This window comes from Kitasatospora sp. NPDC091257 (assembly GCF_044757675.1).
Taxonomy (GTDB): Bacteria; Actinomycetota; Actinomycetes; order Streptomycetales; family Streptomycetaceae; genus Kitasatospora; species Kitasatospora lactacystinica.
The window spans coordinates 1-15,085 of sequence record NZ_JBIVVI010000066.1; the positions used below are offsets into that span (position 1 = coordinate 1).

The window sequence follows — 15,085 nt, forward strand, 5'->3', positions numbered from 1 at the left end:
GGCATCGCCCTCGTCCCCCTGCACCCGGACGACACCCCGGTCCGGCAGGTGTACACGGTGACCAGGCGCGGGCAGCGGGTGCCGCCGGCGGTGACGGCCTTCGAGGCGCTCCTGCGCGAGGGCGCCGGTTAGCGGCGCAGGGCGAGGGCGGTGGTCAGGGCGCTGACCGCCGGGCTGCCGAGGAGCGGGACGGCCGGACGGCGGGGCCGGGACAGCAGGGTCAGGCGGAAGCCGCCCCACGCGGAACTCCAGGAACGGGCGAGGGGGACCGCTGTGCAACACGCATCGGCTCAGCAGACGGTGTCCGCGGCCGGCAGCGCCCCCGAGGACAAGTAGGCGTCCACCGCCGCGTTCGCGCACGCGCTGTAGGCGTTGAGGTAGAGGGTGTGGACGCGGCCCGGGACGGTCACCAGGCGGGAGCCGGGCAGGCGGGAGTGCAGCGCCAGGGCGCCCTGGTAGGTCGCGTGGGTGTCGCCGGTGGCGTGGAGCTGGAGGGCGGGGACGGCGTTGCGGACCTCGACGGGCGGCTCCAGCGGGGCGCTGCGCCAAGCGGCGCACGGGACGGGGGCGTTGTAGACCGGGCCGAAGAGCGGTTCGGCGGCGCGGGAGCGCTCGACGGCGTCGCGGTACCAGGGGGCCGAACGCGGCATCGCCACGTCGTCGCACAGGATGCCGAGGGCGGACGACAGGCCGGCGCCGGCCTCCGGGCCCGGGGCGAGGAGCATGGTCAGCAGCTGGTGCAGGGCCGGGCCCGCCTGGACCGGCCGGCCGTCGGCGGCGTCCAGCAACTGCCGCAGCACGTCCGCGCACAGGGCGCCGTCGCGGTCGTCGCTCAGGCAGACCGCGAGCAGCACCGGCAGCAGGGCCCCGTCGAGCCGGAAGCCGTCGACGGCGATCGGCGCCGCCTCGGCCCGGCGCGCCAACTGCTCGACGGTGGCCCGCACCGCCGTCGGGGTGGCGCCCAGGTGGTAGGCGCCGTCCTGCGGTGCGGCCCAGGCGGCGAAGTCGTCCAGGGCACGCTCGTTGGCGCCGGCCATGTCCTGGAACGCCCCCATGCCGTACCGCGCCGGGTCCAGGGCGCTGTCCAGCACCAGCCGGTCGACGCGCTGCGGGAACAGCTGCGCGTACACCGCGCCCAGCATCGCGCCGTAGGACTGCCCGAAGAAGGAGGTCCGCTGCTCGCCCAGCGCCGCGCGCAGCACGTCGACGTCCCGGGCGGTGTGGCGGGTGGTCAGGTGGGGCAGCAGATCGGGGTGCTTGTTCCAGCAGGCGTCCGCGTCGGCCTTGGCCAGGCGCCAGGCCTGCTCGAAGCCCGCCCGGCCGGTGCCGGCCGAGCGCAGCCACGTGCCGCGGGTCAGGCCGCAGTCCGGGCCGCCGGCGCCGACCCCGCGCGGGTCCATGCCGACGATGTCGTAGGCCGCCGCCGTCCCGGGGGCCAGCTGCTCCCGCAGCGCGACCGGCATGTCCAGCCCGCGATCGCCGGGGCCGCCGGGGTTGGTCTGCAGGACGCCCCGGCGCTTGGCCGGGTCCGCGGACCTGATCCGGGAGACGGCCAGGGACAGGGTGCGGCCCCGCGGCTCGCGGTAGTCCAACGGCACGGTCAGGGAGGCGCATTCGGCGCCGGCGGCGGCCAACTGCGGCTCCTGGCACGCGGCCCAGGCGAGTGGCTGGCGGCGGTAGGGCTCCAGCTGATCGGCGCCGGCCGAGGAGGCGGAGAAGGCGGAGAAGGCGGAGGAGGCGAAGGGCGCCGAGGGCGCGGAGGAGGCGGAGGAGGCGGGGACGGCTGCGGTGAGCACGGTGGCCGCGGACAGGGCGAGGGCGGTGGCGAGCGCCGGTGCGGTCTTCATGTCGGCCAGCCTAGAAGGGAGTTGGCCACCACCGGGGATCCGGCCCGCCGATCCGCCTTGACCTCAAGTCGGCTTGAGGTCCTACGGTCGGTCGCGTCCTGACGATCAGTCGATCGTCGATCGGCCGAAGGAGCACCGGACATGACGATCAAGACCTACGAACCGCACATCATCGCCGCCCAGCCCATCGGGGCATGGACCGGCGAGGTCTTCCGCCGCCTGGTGGTGGAGGGCCTGCGCGAACAACTGGCGGTGGAAGGCCTCACCCAGCCCCACTGGTGGACGCTCAACCACGCGGCCGGCCGCCCCGGCGGATGGACCCGCACGACCCTGACCGAGCGGCTCACCCCCTACGACGACCAGGACATCGCCTTCGACACCGTCTACGACGACCTGATCGCCCGCGGCTGGCTGACCGAGGACGCCGACGGCGCCCTCACCCTCACCGAGGAGGGCGAGGCCGGCCGCCTGCGCGCCCGCGAACGCAACCTGAGGATCAGCGAACGCGCCCACCAGGGAATCGACACCGACGAGTTCGTGACCACGATCAACGTGCTGCGCCGCATGGTGGCGAACCTGGGCGGCAACGGCAACCTCCCCGACTGACCGCCCCCGACCGACCGCCCCGACCGCCCCGGCAGGACGGTACGGGCCGGTCGCAGGAGGGAATTGACCCATGGAAACGATCGCCGATTGCCACCCGATCGACGGTCTTTCCACCCATAGGCTGGTCACATGACGACGACGAAGAACACCACCGCCCCCGTCCTGACCCGCTGCGCCGAGGCCGAGACCTGCACCGACCCGAGCTCCACCATGACCCTGCTGGCCGACTCGGCCCCGGAGGACGGCGGCTTCACCGTCTACCGCTCCACCTTCGCCGCCGGCGCCCCCGGAGCACCCGCCCACTTCCACACCCGGGCCTGGGAGTTGTTCTTCGTGATCAGCGGTTCGCTGCGGGTGCTGGTCGGCGAGGAGGTCTCCGTGCTGGGCGCGGGCGACTTCCTCGCCGTGCCCCCGCACACCCCGCACGCCTTCGCCGCCGCCCCCGGCGCCGAGGCCGACGTGCTGTGCGTGTTCACCCCCGGCATGGACCGCTTCGACTACCTGCGCCTGCTGGGCAGCGTCATGCGCGGCGAGAGCGACCCGGGCGCGATCGCCGCCTCGGCGGAGCGCTTCGACAACCACTACGTGGACAGCCCGGCCTGGCGGGCGGCCCTGGCGGGCGACGGCGCCTGAGTCCCGCACGCCGCCGCCCGACGGGTCCGGGCCGCTCGACGGGCCGGGCCCGCCCGGGTGTGGAACGGTGGTAGCCCGGGGGGGGTGTCCCGGTTGCGAGAGGAGTGGCCATGTCGTCGAAGCGCCGCCGCAAGAAGAAGGCCAGGGCCAGGCGCGGGGCCAACCACGGCCGCCGCCCCCAGTGCTGAGCCGCGGCTGAACGGGTGAGGTGCGCCCGGACGGCCTTCCCGGCCGCTCCGGGCGCCGCCCGGTCGCTGTCCGGTCGCTGTCCGAAGAGCCCCTGTCCTCCGAGGCCCCCGGCTCAGAGCCGCCCGCGCCCCAGGAAGCCGCCGCGCGCCACCTTGTGGTACTGGCAGTAGCCGACCCGGTTCGCACCGAACGCCAGCTCCAGGACCACGCCCCGCCCGTCCGCGCGGACCTCGCTCAGCAGCTGCGCCGCGTCCACGTCCGCCGGCGTCTGCTCGAACACGTAGAGCCGGTTGATGTACGGGCCCGCCGGGATCGGGTCCCGGTGGGGGATGCCGTCCCGGTCCCAGGTCAGCGTCGCGCCGGGGCTGGACAGGCAGGGGGACTGCATCCGCCGGCCGTCGGCATCGATTCCGCCGTTGCGGTGCCAGCGCAGCGCGTGGTCGAGGCTGCCGGCCGGGTCCGGCCCCTGGCCGTGGGCCTGCCACCGGACCACGTCCGCCGCCTCGATCCGCCGCAGGACATCGAGGACGTCCTCCCGGACGACGAAGTAGGCGCGGGCGTAGATCCGGCAGACCAGCAGGGTGTCCCCGGGGTGGTCCAGGCCGTAGGAGGACGGGAGGGTGGACTGGTCCAGGACCTGGGTCAGCACGTGCTCGACACCCTCCACCGCCCCCAGCGCCTCGACCAGTCCCCGGATCCGCTCCCGCTCCGCCACCCGGGCCGCCCGCGCCGCCCGCGAGTCGACCAGCTTCAGCTTGCGCCGCTCGGTGGGCCAGTGCACCGCCCGCAGCGACTGCACACCGTTGAGGACCGGGTTCACCAGCATGACGACGAGGTGGACGAGGCTCGTGGCCACGTCCTTCAGCAGCTTCTTCACCAGCAGAGGATCCTCTCGGGTCGCACACGCGTCTGCGCCCCACACCCTGTCCCGCCCGCACCCGGCCCCGCAATCCGCACCCGTACTCAACTCCCCTCCGTGCCCGGCCGGTTGCCGAATGCGTCCGCCGCCGGCCGCCTGAAAGCCGCCGCGGACCGGGCCGGAGACCCGCCGCGGACCGGGCCACGGGCCCGTGCCGCTGCGGCGATCCGCGGGCCGGCTGCGCGATGCTGATCACGACCGCCCGCCCCCGCCCCCGGCACCGGCACCGGCACCGGCACCGGCACCGGAGAGAGGCTCCCGTGAACGACGACCTGCTGACCACGAAGATCGCCCTCGGCTTCGACCACCTCGACGCCGATGGCGACGGCCGTCTCACCGAACACGACCACGTCCTGTGCGGCCGGGCCTCCGCCCGCGCGCTCGGGCACGAGCCCGGCTCCGCCGCCGAACAGGCGATCATCGACGCCTACGTCACCATCTGGCGCGACCTTCACCAGCCCCACGCCGGCGGCGCGGACGAGATCGGCCGCGACGACTTCATCGCCTCCACCCTGACCCTGGCCGACGACCCGCGGGCCGCCGCCGCGACGGTCGGCCGGCTCGCCGAGGTCTTCCTGTCCATCGCCGACGCCGACGGCGACGGGACGGTCGACCCCGAGGAGTTCTACGCCTTCCACCACAGCCACTTCCCCCGCCTCGGCCGCGACCGGGCCGACGCCGCCTTCCGCCACCTGGACAGCAACGGCGACGGCGTGCTGTCCCGCGAGGAGTTCGTCGGCGCGATCGTGGAGTACTGGACCAGCCGCGACCCCGAGGTCCCCGGCACCTGGTGGGCGGGCGAGCACCCGCTCCGGGCCCGGTAGCCGGGCGCCCCGGGGGCGCGTAGCGGGACGTGACCGATGGGCACCGCACGCCCGGGGCGGGGCGGGCGGGGCCGGTAGGCGAGGCGCCGGCCGCCCGCCGCGACGGTGTGTCAGACCACGGCGAGCCGCTCCACCAGCAGTTCCACCCTGCGTTTGGTGTCCTCCGGCGGCAGCCGTCCGGCCCGGGTGAGGGTGGCCAGCCCGTGCAGGGCCGCCCAGAAGGTCTCGGTGAACAGCGCCGGGTGGACGCCGTCCCCGGCGACCTCGGCGAGGCTTTCCAGCAGGGCGGCGAAGGCGTCCTTCAGCGGCTCCGGGGTGTCCTCGCGGGCGAACGCCAGGCCGCCGTCGAGCCGGAACATGGCGTCGTAGACCGCCGGGTTGTGTTCGGCGTAGTCGAGGTAGGTGCGGGCGAGGGCGGTGACCCGGGCGCGGGGGCCGTTCGCGGCGGCGGTCGCGGCCCGCAGTGCCGCGGCCATCTCGGCGGCGCCGTCGAGGGCGACGGCGCCGATGATCTCGCGCTTGCCGCGGAAGTGGCTGTAGAGGACGGGCTGGCTGTATTCGATGCGCTCGGCGAGCCGGCGGGTGGTGACCGCGTCCCAGCCCTGCTGCTCGGCGAGTTCGCGGGCCGTGGCCACGATGAGGCGCTCGCGGTCCGCCCGTTCGCGCTGCTTGCGTTCCTGTACCGACATGAGTCGATTCTAGCACTGCTAGACAATCGAGCGGCGACAGTACTAGCGTTGCCACATCAGCTAGCAGCGCTAGATTCCCGGAGGGGTCACCATGCTCGACGCACTTGAGGTCTTCACCACCGTGGTCGTCGGCCTGATGGTGGGGGTGGAGTTCTCCGTCGCCTTCGTCATCAGCCGGATCCTCGACGCACTCCCCGAGGACAGCGGCCAGCTCGGCCGCGCCCACGGAGGACGGATGCTCGGCGCCCTGATGCCGTTCTGGTACTTCGGCTCGCTCGCCCTCAGCGCGGTGTGGGCCGTCGCCGGATGGCACCGCCCCGGCGCCGGACTGGTCGTCGTCGCCGGGGCGCTGCTGATCGTCAGCGTGATCATGTCGATCCTGCTGCTCGTCCCGATCAACAACCGGGGCAGGACGTGGACCCCCGAGAACCGGCCTGCCGACTGGAAGCAGCAGATGAACCGCTGGGACCGCTTCCACTACGTCCGCGTCGCCGTCATCGTCGCCGCCTTCACCCTGCTCGTCACCGCCCTCGTCTGAGCCCGCGACTGTCAGGGGCGTGGCCTACGGTGGCGCCATGGACGAGTACGCGGTGCCGGTCCTGCCGAGCCGGGACCTGGACGAGACCGAGGAGTTCTACGCCCGCCTGGGCTTCGAGCCGCGCGGGCGCTGGGATGGCGAAGGCGGTGAGAGCGGCTACCTGATCCTCGTCCGGGGCACGGTGGAACTGCACTTCCGCCACGACCCCGGGGTGGACCCGCTGTCCACCGCCGGCGGCTGCTACCTGCAGGTCCGGGACGCGGACGCGCTGCACCGCGACTGGGCCCGGCTCGGCGTGCCCACCGACCCGGCCACCGGCAGCCGCTTGACCGAGCCCGTCGACACCGCCTACCGGATGCGGGAGTTCGCCCTGGTCGACCGCAGCGGCAACCTGCTGCGGATCGGCAGCCCGCGCGGTCCCCGGTAGGGCCCGGCCTCCCCGCGCGGAGTTGGCACGGGCGCGGAGCCGGGCGCCTCCGCCGGGGTCCGGTCCCCGCCCGGCCCGCGGTTCGTCACGGCCGGGGGCTCCCGCGGCGAGGTCCGTACGGCGGCCCGTCCGCGCGCGCCCGGTCACGGGTGCGCGGTCACGGGTGCGCGGGCGCGCTCCCCGGGACCGGGGCCGGGGCCGGGGCCGGTGTGCGGGAGCGGGCCCGCAGGCGGCTGACGAGGAACCAGAGGCAGGTCGGCAGGGCCATGGCGGAGAACGTCGCGATGAGCAGCTGGGTGTCGGGCAGGTCGTCGTCGGGGTAGTGAGTGCCCAGCACGCGGGCCGTCGCCGGGTGGTCCGCGGCCACCTCCAGGGGAACGGTCACGCCGACGGCCGGGTGGGGGACGGCGGCCCTGACCCTGAGCGAGGCCGTGCTGTACTCGCGCCCACCGACCCGGTACGTGACGGTGTACTCCACCCCGCTCTTCTCCCGCTGCCGTTCGGCGCTGATCGTGGCGTCCACGCGCAGGGGCGAGGCGTCGATGCGGTCCGCCGCCCGGTGCTGGGCGAGCATGCCGGACAGGCTCAGGACGAGCACCAGCAGCGCGAGCACCGCGCCGGCCAGCGGCAGCGGCCAGCCCCGGTGGATCAGGTCCCTCATGGGCCGACGATAGCCGCCACGGCCCGGGCGGGGTCGCGGAGTCGGGCGGGGTCGCGGAGTCGGGCGGGGTCACGGAGTCGGGCGGGGCGCGGAGCCGATCGGGCGGGTCCGTGTCATGCGGCCGCCGGGGCGGGCCGGGTGCGCCGGCGGGAGAGCAGGACGCGGCGCTCCTCCTCGGTCAGCCCGCCCCACACCCCGTAGGGCTCGCGCACGGCCAGGGCGTACCGGCGGCACTCCAGGGCGACCGGGCAGCGCGCGCACACCGACTTCGCCGCCTGCTCGCGCTGCCTCGCCGCGCTCGTTGCCCGGGTGGAAGAAGACACTGCTGTCGACGGTGCGGCAGGCTCCCTCCAACTGCCAGGACCAGTGGTGTTCGAGGGCTCCGGGGAGGCGCTGGATGTCGGTCACGGAAAGACTCCTTCCGGACGGGTCGGTCGGTTGCCGTTCGCTCGTCTGTCCCGATCCGCGGGGTGCATGCCCGGGACGCCGCCGGGATTTCGGCCGGGATCCCGGCGGGGCCGTTCGGAACCCGGTCCGGCTCCCGTCCGGGTTTCCGTCCGAGGTCCCGGACGGGCCGCGGCGCCGGTAGGAGGACGGCGGACGCCCGGCCGCCGGTGCGGTCGTCACGGTGGCCGGGCTCTGAGCCATCGGCAGCGGGCTCGGACGGCGGGCCCGGACGGCCGTCCAGAGGGGAGGGGACGCGGTCCGGGCCGCCCGCTGCCGACCCGCTCCTCGTCTCACCCCGATCCGGCCGGCCAAACCTCCCGGCCGAACCTCCCGGCCGCCAAGAGCCTGTGGTGGCCGCCGCGTCCGGGCCTCCGCGCCACTCCGTGCGACGGTGCGTCAGCGCGTGGCCACGGTGGTCGTGACGCGGACGAGTGAGGGCCGCCGCGGGGTGGAACCGAAGCCGAACCGCACCGGTGCGACCGGCGCGAGCGGGCCGAGCCCCCGGCCGTCGAGCACGGCGCTCACCGCGGTGACCGCGTGGAGGTCGCGGACGCCGTACCACTCGCGCCGACCCCGTCCCGCGGTGCCCCGGGTCCGCACGCCGAGCAGCAGCCGGGCGAGCGGGTCCGTCACCACGGTCCAGGCGGGGCGGGCCGCGACCGGGCCGGGCACCGTCCTGAGCGCGAGCCCCAGGATGCCGCGCCGCCCGGTGGTGAAGCGCAGGTCGAGCGGGCCCGCCGTGACCCGCCAGCGCGTCGCGCCCCGCCGCACCGCGACCGGTACGACCCGCACCCGGTCGAAGGCGTACGTGTCGGCGATGAACTCCGCCGTCCGCCCGGTGGGCGCCAGCAGGAGCCGGGTCCCGTCGGCGTGCTCGACCATCACGTCGGAGAACGGCCCGAACGGCGAGGCCGCCCAGTGCCCCACGACCACGCGCGTGCCGGAGGCCGTGCCGATGCCGGCGATCCAGCCGTCGAACCGCAGCCGGCGCGGGCCCGCAGGCCCCGGGGCGGTCACCGGGCCGTCACCGGGCGACGGGCCCGGGCCCCGCGCAGCGGATCCATCGCTCCTCCTCGCACGCCCGGCGGGGACACCCGCCGCGTCCATCCTCGACGGTCCCCCGGCAGGTGTCCACGCGGGGCCGGTGGGCGGCCCCGCGCCGGGCCTAGGACTCCAGCCCGTTACGCCGCCCAGGCCCGCCGCCTACGGTCCTTACCCGTGGACACGACAGGGATTCTGGACGAAGCGCTCCAACGACTGCACACCTGCGGGCCCGAGCGGCTCGGACGGCTCACCAACCACGCGCCGATGGCCGCCGAGGCCCTCACCGCCCACGGACAGGCGCCGTCGGTGCACCGCTGGCTCGACCTCTACGCGCGCAAGCTGGAGGACCTCCCGCCCCGCGTCGAGCCGGTGACGGACGCCAACTGGCGTACGGCGCTGGGCGATCCGAGGCGTGCGGCCGACTGGATCGGCCACTTCGAGCGGGAGGTCGCCGAGCGTCCCTGGCGCGAGGTGCTGGCCCGGTGGTGGCCGCGGCTGCTGCCCGGCCTGTACGGCGGGTCGACGCACCCGGTGATCCGGGTGGGCCACGCGGTGCGCACGCTGCTGGCCGGCGAGGCCACCGGGCCGCGCCTGGCGGAACTCGCCCACGGCCTGGGCTACTGGGCGGCCCGCCACCGGACCGTCGCGACGCCCGCAAACCTGCCCGCCGCTCTCGACGCGGCCGCCGCCCTCGACGCGGTGCCGGCCGTCGCCGTCCAGGACGGAGGCTTCCCGGCGAGGCTCGACCGCGTCACCGCCCTGCCGGTGTGGGCCGGGGCCGAGGCGCCCCGACCGGAGGAGGTGCCCCGCCGCCTCGCCGAACTGGTGCGGGCGGCGACCCACCGCTACGCCACCCACGGCCACGGCGAGGAGACGATGCTCGTCCACGCGGCCACGGCCCCCAACGCCGTGCTGCGCACACTGCCCGCGCTCCCGCGGGCGCTGTGGCCGGCGAGCCTGCGGGCGGCCTGGACGGCCTCGGCGGCGGTCACGGCGATGTACGCGCCCGCCGCGCCGGTCGCGTACGTCCCGCCCGGCGCGTTCACCCCCGAGGAGGTCTTCGAGCGGGCGCTGGCGCACGGCGACGAGCACGTCATCAAGCTGACGGACACCGCCCTGGACGTCGGCGACGCACCGGCCCTGGCGGCGGCCCTGCGCGCCATGGAGCTGAGCACCCCGCTGGGATGAGGCGTACGGCGCGGGGCCGCCGGAATCGCCCGCCGGGCCCGTCGTCGGAATCGACGGCGTGAACGTGTACATGAGGGGCGGCAACTCCCCGACGGCGCCTGCCGCATTCCTGCCGAACGCCGACCCCGACGCCCGCGCGACCGTCGCGCACAGACCGGCACCTCACCGCCTCCACCGCGAAGGAGTCCTGACCATGCGGAAGTTCATCCTCGATCTGGTCGAGCGCACCGTCGCCACGTACGCCGCGGCGTTCCTCGGCCTGCTGCTGGCCGACAAGTTCGACCTCACGTCGATCAGCTCACTCAAGGCGGCGGCGGTCGCGGCGCTGCCGGCCGCACTGACCGTGCTCAAGGGCGCGGTGGCGACCCGCGTTGGCGACTCGACCTCGGCCGCCCTGCTGGGCCGCCCCCGCGAGTAGCGGGGCCGGCAGGCGGTTTTTTCGGCGTGCGGGCCGCAACCCGGTGTTGCGGCCCGCACCCGGGGTCGGCTTGTCCGGCAACAGGTCGATCCGCGCAGGGACTCGACCACCCGATCGCACCGCGGGCGCGCGCTTCGTGCCGAGTGAGCTCTGGCGTGCCGGCCGCCGCCGCGCGGTCGGCCGGCACGGGGAGGGGAACCGGGGGAGCAGGGCCTAACCCGGGAACTCGTCTCCCTGGATGGCGGTGATGAAGGAGTCCCAGGCGGCGGCCGGGAAGACGAGCGCCGGGCCGTGAGGGTCCTTGGAGTCACGTACGGGAACGAGGCCGGGGAGGCCGGAGGCCACCTCGACGCAGTCGCCGCCGTTCGTACCGCTGTAGCTGCTCTTACGCCAGGTCGGGATCACGCCAGGAACTTGCCCTCGCGGACTGCGGTGATGAAGGAGTCCCAGGCGGCGGCCGGGAAGACGAGGGCCGGGCCATGGGGGTCCTTGGAGTCACGTACGGGGACGAGGCCGGGGAATCCGGGGGCCACTTCGACGCAGTTGCCGCCGTTCGTACCGCTGTAGCTGCTCTTGCGCCAGCTGGCCGCGTCGAGCTTGTTCCGCATCATCTTTGAAACCTTCCAGCGCCTCGGCGATCAGCACCAGCGATTCGCTCGCTGTGAGCGCATCGCCACGGAGGCGATCATAGCGGCGGCGGTGCCCGGAGACGACGGTCGGTTCGTCGCAGGGGCTGCCCCTGTCAAGGCTCTCCGAGTACACCGAGTGCCGACCATCCGGCATCTCCAGAAGGACCATCGAGGTATTGATGATCGTCGCCCGAGCAGTGAACGGCACCACCTGAATCACGATGTTCTCGCGTCGGGCGATGTCGAGCAGGTGCTGCATCTGCCGCACCATCACCTTCGGTCCGCCGACCACCGATCGAATGGCGCTCTCGTCCAGGAGGACCACCATCTGAGGCCCGTCCTCGACAAGGAACCGCTTCTGCCGTGCGAGCCTTGCCACGACTCGCTCTTCGATCACTTCGGGGCGTTCATCAGTCCCGCTTGCCTCGAACATCGCTCGGGCATAGTCCCGACACTGAAGCAGCCCAAACATGTAGTCGGTCTGGAACACGTGGGCCCCGACCGCCTCGGCTTCCGAGTCGGCATGGGTCTGGAACCAGTCCGGATGCTCGATCTGCGCGCTCCAGTCGACCCGGTCGTACAGCCGCTTCAGCAGCCCGCCGGTGTTCAGCAGCCGGTCGAGCTCCTCGACTTCCTCGATCGTGGGTTTCCGCCGCCCGCTCTCGGTCCGCGAGATCACCGTCCGGTCGAGGTGCAGGAGCTTTCCCAGGTCCTCCTGGGTGTAGCCCGCCAACTCCCTCGCGTAGCGGATCTCTTCGCCGAACATGATCGCGGAGCTCGCCGTCGGTCCCCGCTTGATCTTCCGCTGTGCCACCACTGCCCCCAGCTCTCGCGCCACGTGCCCAACACGTGTATTCGGACGCCACCGTAACCCCCGCATTCCGGCCGGCAGCACCGGAAAGCGATCTTTTGCTTGCGCAGCGTCACGCCGCACGCCCCCATCACGCGCCCTGTGCCCCGCGCGAGAAGTCGACCCCGCCGACTTCTCGCGCGCGCCGGGTCCGGCCGGTGCCGGTCGGCCGACAGCGCGGACGGTGGGCTGCCGGTGGGATGTGAGTGGCCTCCGGGATCTTGGGAACCACCACCAGCCCACTCCGAGTTCCAGGAGCCCGCCATGCCCTCCCTGCCCCACAACCCGCCGTGGGACGTCCACCGGCTGCCCCGCGCCGAGGGGAAGAACGTCCTGGTCACCGGCGGCAACGCGGGCATCGGGTACTTCGTCGCCGAGCAACTCGCCGCCACCGGCGCCACGGTGGTCCTCGGCAGCCGCGACCGGGCGAAGGCCGAAGCCGCCATCGCCTCCATCGCCTCGCGCGTCCCCGGCGCCAGGGTGCGGCACCTGCCGCTGGACCTCGCCGACCTCGCCTCGCTCGGCCCGTCCGTGGACGCCCTGGCCCTGGACCGCCTCCACGCGGTCGTCCACAACGCCGGCGTGGCGCTCGACCATCCTCCGCGCCGCGAAACCGTCGACGGGCACGAGCTGATGTTCGCCACCAACCACCTCGGGCACTTCGCGCTGACCCACCACCTGGCACCCCTGCTCGCGGCCGCACCCGGGAGCCGGATCGTCACCACCGGAAGCTTCGCCGCCAAGTCCGAACGCCTGGACCTCGACGACCTCCAGAGCACGCGCGACTACCGGCCCAAGCGCACCTACGCGCGCTCCAAGCTGGCCCAGATGCTCTTCGCCCTCGAACTCGACCGCCGTCTGCGCGCCGCCGGCAGCACGACGCTGAGCGTGCTCGTCCACCCCGGCGGCGCGCTCGACTCCCTCACCCCCTCGCGCCCGCCGGTCCACGTCCGCACCACCGGCGAGCGGCTGCGCCACCTGCCGCTCGGGCTGGTCGTCCAGGGCAAGGACGCCGCCGCGTGGCCCGCCGTCCGGGCCGTGCTCGACCCGGCCGTGCGCGGCGGGCAGATGTGGAGCCCCCGCGCGTTCGGGCTGCGCGGTGAGCCCAGGGCCGAGCCGCTCTGGGGCCACCTGGCCGACACCGCGACCGCCGCGCGGCTGTGGGCGGCCAGCCGCGAGCTGACCGGTCACGACCCGACGCCCGCCGTGTGAGAGGAGTCCCGGGGCACGTGCGTGGTCGTGATCAACGGGCCCGGGGCGAGGCGACCACATGAGAAGGGCGTGGCGGGCCGGCTCCGCGAACGTCGGCCCGCGAAGCGGTGAAGGTCGAGATGCAGCGCCGTTCGCCCCTTGCCAGGCTGTGAGTCAGTGCACAAACCTCTCGCCGCTGCCTCGCGGAACGTGTGCGCGGACGGACGTCCCTCGCCGTGGGCTCCAAGAGCGAGCGGGACGCCCTGGTGCTCCACGGCGGCGGACACGACGACGTCGTGCGCGTCCCCGGAGAGAACCCCTTCGAGCCGGGCAGCATGAACCACCTGGCCGGCCGGACCGTGGACGCCGAGGGCGAGATCGACCAGCAGTACTTCTCCGTCACCCGATGGTCCGTCGTCAGCGGGACCTGAACGAGCACACGGCTGGGGAGGGGGCGAACGGCCCCTCTCCAGAGGGTTCTTGAGAGCCTCCGGCGCTCTCCGCGCGGAGCCGGCGGGCCAGAAGGGCTCCATCCGCTCCCACGCCGGTCCGTCGACCCGCCTCGACCGGCTGCGGGATCAGTGGTCGGGCAGGTTCTGGTCCCCGCCGCCGCCCGCCGGCAGCCGTCGGGTGATCCGGTCGAACAGCTCCGTCAGCGGCTCGCTCACCTCGTGGCCGAACTCGGTCAGCCCGTACGTGACCTGAGGCGGCGTCGTCGGCGCGACCTTCCGCCAGACCAGGTCGTCCTGGACCAGCGCCCGCAGGCTCTGGGCGAGCATCTTCTCGCTGATGCCGCGGATGCTCTCGCGCAGCTCGAAGAAGCGCAGGTCGCGGCTCCGCAGGGAGATCAGCACCCAGACGCCCCACCGACTGGTGACGTGGTCGACCATGTCGCGCGCGGGGCAGTCGGTGTGAAACACGTCATACCGGCTGCCTGCCCCGGTCCCTCTGTGCTGCACCCCTCCCGCCATGCCATGAGCTTACCTCCAGGTATGTCCTTACCGGGAGTTAGCCCGTCCTCCTAACGTCGGAGCCACCGAGGACATTCGACGAGGAGCTGATCATGATCGTGGTGACCGGAGCGACCGGGAACATCGGACGGCCGTTGACGCGGGCGCTGGCCGAGGCGGGGCAGCAGGTGACGGCGGTGTCGCGGCACCCGGCGGCGGTGCCGAACGGGGTCCGCCATCTGGCGGCCGACCTGGCCGGGCCGGCCGGCCCGGCCAGGCTCGGGCCCGCGCTGACCGGGGCGTCGGCGCTCTTCCTGCTGCTCTCCGGCGACCTGCACGCCGCCGGGGGCAACCCCGCCGGCCTCATCGGCGAGGCCGCGGCCGCCGGGGTCCGGCGGATCGTGCTGCTCTCCAGTCAGGGCGTGGTGACCAGGCCCTTCGGGCCGACCCGGATCGCGATGCGCGAACTGGAGGACACGCTGCGGGAATCCGGTCCGGAGTGGGCGATCCTGCAGCCGGGCGGCTTCGCCTCCAACGCCCTCTGGTGGGCCGAGTCCGTCCGTGCGCAGGGGCTCGTCGCGGCGCCCTTCGGCGATGTCGGCGTGCCGATCGTCGACCCGGCGGACATCGCGGCGGTCGCGGCGGCCTGTCTGCTGGACGACCGGCACGCCGGCGGCGTGTACCAGCTGACCGGCCCCGAGGTGATCACGCCGCGCCGCCAGGCGGCCGCGATCGCCGACGCGCTGGGCTCGCCGGTACGGTTCCACGAGCTCACCCGCGCCGAGGCCGGGGCCGCCATGAGCCGGGCCATGCCGGCGGAGCTCGCCGAGGACACCCTGGACATCCTCGGCGCGCCGAACCCGGCCGAACTGCGCATCAGTCCGGACGTCCAGCGGGTCCTGGGCCGCGCCCCGCGCCCCTTCTCCGCCTGGGCCGCCCGCAACATCGCCGCCTTCCGCTGAGGCCCGTCTTCGGACCCCCGCCTGCGGGCCGACGCCGAGGTACGGACCGGTGCTCGGGGGCCGGGGGTCGGGG

The 15,085-nt window shown here is 74.3% G+C and carries 18 protein-coding genes and 2 pseudogenes; 10 read left to right on the forward strand and 10 right to left on the reverse strand.

All coding sequences use genetic code 11. From position 1 onward, the window contains the following. Positions 1 to 290: 290 nt before the first annotated feature. Positions 291 to 1,847, reverse strand: a complete 1,557-nt coding sequence (locus ACIQOV_RS05145; RefSeq protein WP_401045047.1) for an alpha/beta hydrolase — start codon at positions 1,845 to 1,847, stop codon at positions 291 to 293. A gap of 141 nt (positions 1,848 to 1,988) precedes the next feature. Between ACIQOV_RS05145 and ACIQOV_RS05150 the strand changes: the two genes are divergently transcribed. After that, positions 1,989 to 2,453 carry a MarR family transcriptional regulator gene (locus ACIQOV_RS05150; RefSeq protein WP_401045049.1) on the forward strand — a complete coding sequence of 155 codons (465 nt, stop codon included), beginning with the start codon at positions 1,989 to 1,991 and terminating at the stop codon, positions 2,451 to 2,453. Between the two features lie 129 nt (positions 2,454 to 2,582). Continuing rightward, positions 2,583 to 3,086, forward strand: a complete 504-nt coding sequence (locus tag ACIQOV_RS05155; protein WP_401045052.1) for a cupin domain-containing protein — start codon at positions 2,583 to 2,585, stop codon at positions 3,084 to 3,086. Positions 3,087 to 3,387: 301 nt separating this feature from the next. On the opposite strand, the gene ACIQOV_RS05160 is transcribed toward ACIQOV_RS05155, so the two are convergent. Continuing rightward, complete coding sequence (locus ACIQOV_RS05160) at positions 3,388 to 4,152, reverse strand: hypothetical protein (RefSeq protein WP_401045053.1); 765 nt, start codon at positions 4,150 to 4,152, stop codon at positions 3,388 to 3,390. Positions 4,153 to 4,454: 302 nt separating this feature from the next. Here ACIQOV_RS05160 and ACIQOV_RS05165 point away from each other — a divergent pair, with 302 nt between their 5' ends. Then, positions 4,455 to 5,018 (forward strand): EF-hand domain-containing protein, encoded by a 564-nt coding sequence (locus ACIQOV_RS05165; protein WP_401045054.1) that lies wholly within the window; start codon positions 4,455 to 4,457, stop codon positions 5,016 to 5,018. A 110-nt stretch (positions 5,019 to 5,128) separates the two neighbouring features. Here ACIQOV_RS05165 and ACIQOV_RS05170 read toward each other — a convergent pair whose 3' ends face one another. Beyond that, complete coding sequence (locus ACIQOV_RS05170; RefSeq protein WP_401045057.1) at positions 5,129 to 5,707, reverse strand: TetR/AcrR family transcriptional regulator; 579 nt, start codon at positions 5,705 to 5,707, stop codon at positions 5,129 to 5,131. 91 nt (positions 5,708 to 5,798) lie between these two features. On the opposite strand from ACIQOV_RS05170, the gene ACIQOV_RS05175 reads away from it, so the two are divergent. Next, on the forward strand, positions 5,799 to 6,245 hold the full coding sequence (locus tag ACIQOV_RS05175; protein WP_401045059.1) for an anthrone oxygenase family protein: 447 nt from the start codon (positions 5,799 to 5,801) through the stop codon (positions 6,243 to 6,245). A gap of 37 nt (positions 6,246 to 6,282) precedes the next feature. Continuing rightward, positions 6,283 to 6,672: a bleomycin resistance protein gene (locus tag ACIQOV_RS05180; protein WP_401045060.1), complete on the forward strand. Its 390-nt coding sequence runs from the start codon at positions 6,283 to 6,285 to the stop codon at positions 6,670 to 6,672. A 157-nt stretch (positions 6,673 to 6,829) separates the two neighbouring features. On the opposite strand, the gene ACIQOV_RS05185 is transcribed toward ACIQOV_RS05180, so the two are convergent. From ACIQOV_RS05185 to ACIQOV_RS05195, 3 genes and pseudogenes are all read right to left on the reverse strand, one after another. Continuing rightward, positions 6,830 to 7,333 carry a hypothetical protein gene (locus ACIQOV_RS05185; protein ID WP_401045062.1) on the reverse strand — a complete coding sequence of 168 codons (504 nt, stop codon included), beginning with the start codon at positions 7,331 to 7,333 and terminating at the stop codon, positions 6,830 to 6,832. Positions 7,334 to 7,446: 113 nt separating this feature from the next. Continuing rightward, positions 7,447 to 7,741, reverse strand: a pseudogene (locus ACIQOV_RS05190) (WhiB family transcriptional regulator). Positions 7,742 to 8,176: 435 nt separating this feature from the next. Continuing rightward, positions 8,177 to 8,797 (reverse strand): hypothetical protein, encoded by a 621-nt coding sequence (locus tag ACIQOV_RS05195; RefSeq protein ID WP_401045064.1) that lies wholly within the window; start codon positions 8,795 to 8,797, stop codon positions 8,177 to 8,179. A 201-nt stretch (positions 8,798 to 8,998) separates the two neighbouring features. Between ACIQOV_RS05195 and ACIQOV_RS05200 the strand changes: the two genes are divergently transcribed. Together ACIQOV_RS05200 and ACIQOV_RS05205 are read left to right on the forward strand one after the other, a co-directional pair. Next, positions 8,999 to 10,012 (forward strand): questin oxidase family protein, encoded by a 1,014-nt coding sequence (locus tag ACIQOV_RS05200; RefSeq protein ID WP_401045067.1) that lies wholly within the window; start codon positions 8,999 to 9,001, stop codon positions 10,010 to 10,012. A 193-nt stretch (positions 10,013 to 10,205) separates the two neighbouring features. Beyond that, positions 10,206 to 10,430 (forward strand): holin, encoded by a 225-nt coding sequence (locus tag ACIQOV_RS05205; RefSeq protein ID WP_401045069.1) that lies wholly within the window; start codon positions 10,206 to 10,208, stop codon positions 10,428 to 10,430. A gap of 213 nt (positions 10,431 to 10,643) precedes the next feature. On the opposite strand, the gene ACIQOV_RS05210 is transcribed toward ACIQOV_RS05205, so the two are convergent. From ACIQOV_RS05210 to ACIQOV_RS05220, 3 genes and pseudogenes are all read right to left on the reverse strand, one after another. Beyond that, a complete protein-coding gene (locus ACIQOV_RS05210) occupies positions 10,644 to 10,835 on the reverse strand; it encodes a DUF397 domain-containing protein (protein ID WP_401045072.1) in 192 nt (63 codons plus the stop codon). Next, on the reverse strand, positions 10,832 to 11,041 hold the full coding sequence (locus ACIQOV_RS05215; RefSeq protein ID WP_401045075.1) for a DUF397 domain-containing protein: 210 nt from the start codon (positions 11,039 to 11,041) through the stop codon (positions 10,832 to 10,834). Before ACIQOV_RS05215 ends, ACIQOV_RS05210 begins: the two co-directional genes overlap by 4 nt. Before the next feature lie 31 nt (positions 11,042 to 11,072). Next, positions 11,073 to 11,939, reverse strand: a pseudogene (locus ACIQOV_RS05220) (Scr1 family TA system antitoxin-like transcriptional regulator); the annotation flags it as partial. Positions 11,940 to 12,173: 234 nt separating this feature from the next. Here ACIQOV_RS05220 and ACIQOV_RS05225 point away from each other — a divergent pair. Next, positions 12,174 to 13,121: an SDR family NAD(P)-dependent oxidoreductase gene (locus ACIQOV_RS05225; RefSeq protein ID WP_401045078.1), complete on the forward strand. Its 948-nt coding sequence runs from the start codon at positions 12,174 to 12,176 to the stop codon at positions 13,119 to 13,121. A gap of 215 nt (positions 13,122 to 13,336) precedes the next feature. After that, on the forward strand, positions 13,337 to 13,531 hold the full coding sequence (locus tag ACIQOV_RS05230; protein ID WP_401045081.1) for a hypothetical protein: 195 nt from the start codon (positions 13,337 to 13,339) through the stop codon (positions 13,529 to 13,531). A gap of 147 nt (positions 13,532 to 13,678) precedes the next feature. On the opposite strand, the gene ACIQOV_RS05235 is transcribed toward ACIQOV_RS05230, so the two are convergent. Then, on the reverse strand, positions 13,679 to 14,071 hold the full coding sequence (locus ACIQOV_RS05235) for a winged helix-turn-helix transcriptional regulator (protein ID WP_401045083.1): 393 nt from the start codon (positions 14,069 to 14,071) through the stop codon (positions 13,679 to 13,681). Between the two features lie 92 nt (positions 14,072 to 14,163). Here ACIQOV_RS05235 and ACIQOV_RS05240 point away from each other — a divergent pair, with 92 nt between their 5' ends. Beyond that, a complete protein-coding gene (locus ACIQOV_RS05240; protein WP_401045086.1) occupies positions 14,164 to 15,012 on the forward strand; it encodes an SDR family oxidoreductase in 849 nt (282 codons plus the stop codon). The last annotated feature ends 73 nt before the right edge of the window (positions 15,013 to 15,085 follow it).

Excerpts from the sequence above, each read along its gene's own strand:
- ACIQOV_RS05185 (WP_401045062.1), bottom strand. The coding sequence starts at position 7,333 with ATGAGGGACCTGATCCACCGGGGCTGGCCGCTGCCGCTGGCCGGCGCG.
- ACIQOV_RS05180 (WP_401045060.1), top strand. The coding sequence starts at position 6,283 with ATGGACGAGTACGCGGTGCCGGTCCTGCCGAGCCGGGACCTGGACGAG.
- ACIQOV_RS05235 (WP_401045083.1), bottom strand. The coding sequence starts at position 14,071 with ATGGCGGGAGGGGTGCAGCACAGAGGGACCGGGGCAGGCAGCCGGTAT.
- ACIQOV_RS05150 (WP_401045049.1), top strand. The coding sequence starts at position 1,989 with ATGACGATCAAGACCTACGAACCGCACATCATCGCCGCCCAGCCCATC.
- ACIQOV_RS05145 (WP_401045047.1), bottom strand. The coding sequence starts at position 1,847 with ATGAAGACCGCACCGGCGCTCGCCACCGCCCTCGCCCTGTCCGCGGCC.
- ACIQOV_RS05225 (WP_401045078.1), top strand. The coding sequence starts at position 12,174 with ATGCCCTCCCTGCCCCACAACCCGCCGTGGGACGTCCACCGGCTGCCC.
- ACIQOV_RS05240 (WP_401045086.1), top strand. The coding sequence starts at position 14,164 with ATGATCGTGGTGACCGGAGCGACCGGGAACATCGGACGGCCGTTGACG.
- ACIQOV_RS05170 (WP_401045057.1), bottom strand. The coding sequence starts at position 5,707 with ATGTCGGTACAGGAACGCAAGCAGCGCGAACGGGCGGACCGCGAGCGC.
- ACIQOV_RS05215 (WP_401045075.1), bottom strand. The coding sequence starts at position 11,041 with ATGATGCGGAACAAGCTCGACGCGGCCAGCTGGCGCAAGAGCAGCTAC.
- ACIQOV_RS05175 (WP_401045059.1), top strand. The coding sequence starts at position 5,799 with ATGCTCGACGCACTTGAGGTCTTCACCACCGTGGTCGTCGGCCTGATG.
- ACIQOV_RS05205 (WP_401045069.1), top strand. The coding sequence starts at position 10,206 with ATGCGGAAGTTCATCCTCGATCTGGTCGAGCGCACCGTCGCCACGTAC.
- ACIQOV_RS05155 (WP_401045052.1), top strand. The coding sequence starts at position 2,583 with ATGACGACGACGAAGAACACCACCGCCCCCGTCCTGACCCGCTGCGCC.